This window comes from Dyadobacter sp. (assembly GCF_051859145.1).
In the GTDB taxonomy this organism is placed as follows: Bacteria; Bacteroidota; Bacteroidia; order Cytophagales; family Spirosomataceae; genus Dyadobacter.
Map to the genome: position 1 here is coordinate 1 of NZ_JBHYGF010000367.1, position 4,184 is coordinate 4,184.

3 protein-coding genes are annotated in these 4,184 nt (G+C 45.7%); all 3 read right to left on the bottom strand.

Going from position 1 to position 4,184, the window contains the following annotated elements; all coding sequences use genetic code 11:
• Window positions 1–360: FG-GAP repeat domain-containing protein (locus ACTIE6_RS19125; RefSeq protein ID WP_439558168.1), on the bottom strand; the 360-nt coding region annotated here is incomplete at its 3' end.
• Window positions 357–3,719, bottom strand: coding sequence for a VCBS repeat-containing protein (locus ACTIE6_RS19130; protein WP_439558169.1), 3,363 nt, complete (start codon window positions 3,717–3,719; stop codon window positions 357–359). The genes ACTIE6_RS19130 and ACTIE6_RS19125, both read right to left, overlap by 4 nt.
• A 111-nt stretch (window positions 3,720–3,830) precedes the next feature.
• Window positions 3,831–4,184 (bottom strand): RagB/SusD family nutrient uptake outer membrane protein (locus tag ACTIE6_RS19135; protein ID WP_439558170.1); only part of this gene is annotated, 354 nt, incomplete at its 5' end.

The window sequence follows — 4,184 nt, forward strand, 5'->3', positions numbered from 1 at the left end:
CATCGTCACACCCGTTTGCCAGTCCGAAAAACCTTCTATGCCAGCGCTTTCGGATATATCCTCGAATTTAAATCCGCCTTTATTGAGGTACAGTTTATTCTTGCCCTGGTTTGAAACAAAGTACACGTCGGCTAGTCCGTCATTGTTGATATCACCGGTAGCCACGCCGCCTCCATTATAGAAATAGAGGTAATCCATTAAATTCATTTTCTCGTCACCGACCACGCGATTGGTAAAACTGACGCCAATTGCGGCAGAGTCTTTTACCACGAACATCGGTTTTTCATCCTGATTTTTCTTCGGTTTGCAAGCCTGAAAAAAGGCACATACCGACAACATCATCAATACAATTTTTTTCATTTCAATGCGAGTCCCGGCTGCGTTTTTGGTTTCTTGCCTGCTGCCGTTCTGAATACCTGAATTTGACTATTGTTGTTACCTACGATCACCTGACCTTGTTTCAGCTGCTTCATCTGGCGCACCTGATTTTCAGTCCAAAGTCCCGTTTCTGACGGCAACTTTGCCTCAAAAATGCCTTTGTTATTCCTGAGAATAAGACCTCTGAATGCGTCATATCTACCGATTTCGGGCAGCACATCATAATAATTACCTGCGATGATCAGGTCCATTTGTCCGTCCTGATCATAATCCGTCGGAATAATCGCGTGGACCGGGGAAAGCTGCGCGAGCGCGGGTAGCGGCAGGTAAGTAAATGCAGTACCCTTGTTATCATTCCTGAACACAGCAGACGCAGGCATAAAAACCTCCTTTTTGACCGCGCTTTCCAGATCTTTACTGTCAATCACGTCTTCAATTTTCTTATCGGCATACTGTTCAAACTTGACGAATTTCTTCTTCAATGAAGGCATCGCACGCAGCAAATCCGGCTTCATCACCATCGGGTAAGAGGTGCCTGTTTCGTCAGGGCACGTGATGATCTGCTTTGTAATACCATTGTTGTCAAAATCCTTCACGAACATTTCGACAGGTTTTTGCTGGTTTGCTTTCAGGCGAGAGTTCATGCCCAGATTGCCTGCGATAATATCCAAATCGCCGTCTCCATCCATATCTGCCACTTCCACTGTATTCCACCAGCCGTTTGTTTTCACAACCTCACCACCAGCTCCTTTAAATTCCTGCGAGCCTGCTACTAGCTTTCCTTTATTGTTTTTGAAAATCATCACAGGCATCCAATCACCTACCACAACCAGCTCCGGGAAGCTGTCACCATCCATATCTGCCCACACGGCATCTGTAACCATTCCAAGCTGATCCACCTGCGGCAAGTACCTCTTGGTGTAATTCTTGAAATTGCCCGAACCATCGTTAGTCAGCAAATAGCTCGGCGGATTCACACCGTACTGACCTGATTTCAGCCGCGAGCCTATGAAAATATCCTGATCGCCGTCTTTGTCATAATCAGCTACCGCCACGCAGGATGCATTCATTTTCAAACCCGGCAAACCGGCGCTTATTGTAAAGCCGCCTTTGCCATCACCGAGGTAAAGTTTGGGTTGCAATGCTTCATCGTCATCCTTGAATTCATTACTGCCCGAAACAATCAACAAGTCTGCATTCCCGTCATTGTTCGCGTCAAAGAATGTAGCGTCTGATACTTCTGTCGCTTTGTCATCTGCAAGAGCCTGCGGGGTTTTTTCAAAGAATGTTCCGTCTTTCTTTTGCAGGAAAAGTTTTCCTCCTTGCCCGATTGCACCACCTACAAAAACATCGTCCAGCCCATCCTTATTGATATCGCCGACTGCAAGTCCGGGCCCGAGGCGCGAGTACATTTGTTTAAGCAGCGGGTTTGTGTTATAATCGACAAATTCAGCTTCGGAATGCGTGAAATCTACCCCTGACGATTTTAGTTCTTCAAAACGCTCCTTACCTTTCTCACTACCGGCTTTCCAGGGGATATTGGCGTTTTTCTGGTTCAATGTATATGTCGAGTCCGCTGCAAGCTTCTTTATAATCTGCTGCTGATCATTCGGCCAAACTACTGTCACCGAATCCACTGTCGGATTTTTCCCTAAACCAAAAACAAGACGCAAATCCACCGAAGATTCGAACCCGCGGTTAGGCATTTGCTGCAACATTTGTGTTTTATCCGGCTGATGTACATAGATTTTTGCCCCGATCGCATTCACATTTCCTTTTTCGCCAACCAGTTTAAATTTGATATAATGGAAGTCGGCGCGGTTATTTGCGCGGTTCTTATAAACAAAGAGCGGCCCATTTACATTATTTACAATCAGGTCCAGATCGCCGTCATTATCCAGGTCGCCATAAGCCGCGCCATTTGAAAATGAAGGTGTATTCAGGCCCCATTCTTCCGATTTATTTGCAAATGAAAGATTGCCGGCGTTTTGAAAAGCGTAGTTGGCGAGTGGCTCGGAAGGCATTTTATCTAAAAACAGCTTGTAGTCAAATTTTCTGGTGCGACTCACCTCGGCAATATTCGAAGGATCTGCCAGAAAGGCGACAAAATCCTGGTTTGTCAAATCTTTATTAATTCCGTTGGCGACAAAAATATCCTTATTGCCGTCGGCGTCCATATCAAAAATCAATGCGCCCCAACTCCAGTCTGTCGCGTGTGTTCCGGTAAAACGCGCAATTTCACTGAACCAGGTCTTGCTGTCAGGTCCACCCGATTGGTTAAGCTGCAACGTATTTTGCATGTACTGATAATGGAAGTCGCGCGAAACTTTCAATTCGAAAAGATCGTGGCCCTCGTAGGTAGAAGTCAGTTTCAGCCGACGGTCAATGCCCGGCAGCATATCCGTGACATAGATATCCAGCTTGCCATCGTTATTAATATCAGCAATGTCAGCGCCCATAGAGGAAAGGCTGGTATGCTGCATAGCCGACTGGATCGACTCTGTAAATGTACCGTCGTGGTTGTTGATATAAAGATAATCGTGCTCGTAAAAATCGTTGGAAATGTACATGTCGAGCCAGTTATCGTCATTTACATCACCGATTGTAATGCCAAGACCAAAACCGATCAGACTACCATAAATGCCCGCCGCTTCGCTCACGTCGGTAAAATGTGCACCGTCATTCCGGAATAGTTTGTGGCCGCCTTCCTTATCCCGCTGATTACGGATATTGGCATAAGCAAGCCTGCCGACGGGGGTAAAACTATTGTTAAGCAGGAACATATCGAGGTCGCCGTCCCGGTCATAATCAAAGAATGCAGCGTGGGTAGAGTAGCCACCATCGTCGAGACCATAAGTTTTCGCCTCGTCTTTAAACGTTCCGTTACCTTTATTAATAAAAAGCTCGTTAGCTCGCTCCTCAGAGCGGCCCGCATTACAAACGTACAAATCGAGCAGTCCGTCGCCATTTACATCTGCAAACGTAGCCCCTGTGCTCCAAGACTTAGTTCCGGCTACGCCAGCCTTCTCAGTAATGTCTTCAAATTTGAAATTGCCCTTGTTAAGAAAAAGCTTATTATCGCCCTGGTTGGCAATCAGGTATACGTCGGGCAGGTTGTCGTTATTAATATCGCCAATAGCAACCCCGCCGCCGTTGTAAAAATTGCGGTAATTGAAGATGTTGAATTCTTCACTGTTGGTAATCGTATTCTCAAAGGAAATTCCCGTTTCCGGGGAAGACATTTCTTCAAAAAGTGTGTCCTTCTTTTCTGTTTTAGAACATCCTGAAAAGATCAGTGTACTAAATCCGCAAACCAGGAGCATTCTGCAAATCCGAATCATTTGGGAGGGGATTCTTGTTGTTTCTGGCGAAACTATCACATAAATGTAAATTAAAACAGGAGCAGTCTGATAAGTAGCCTGCTCCTGTCAAAAAGAATTTATTCAGTAAAATCAGTAACCTGGATTTTGTTTCAGGTTGGGGTTCAATGAAAGCTGTGTAGCTGGAATCGGGAAAAGCTTCCGGAATTCAGGAGATGCTGTTTTGAACTGCCATGCTTTGTTAAACTGTCCAAAACGGATCAGATCCTGACGACGGGTATATTCCCACGCCATTTCCCAGCCTCTTTCTGCCAGCATTCCGTCCAAAGTAAGCGTAGTAATCGGCGTGGCACCTGCGCGGGCACGTACGATATTCACATCTTTGATCGCGTCAGCTGTTTTACCCAATCTCAGATTCGCCTCTGCACGCATCAGGTAAGTATCACCCAAACGGAAAATCACGAAATCGTTATCCTGATCATTACT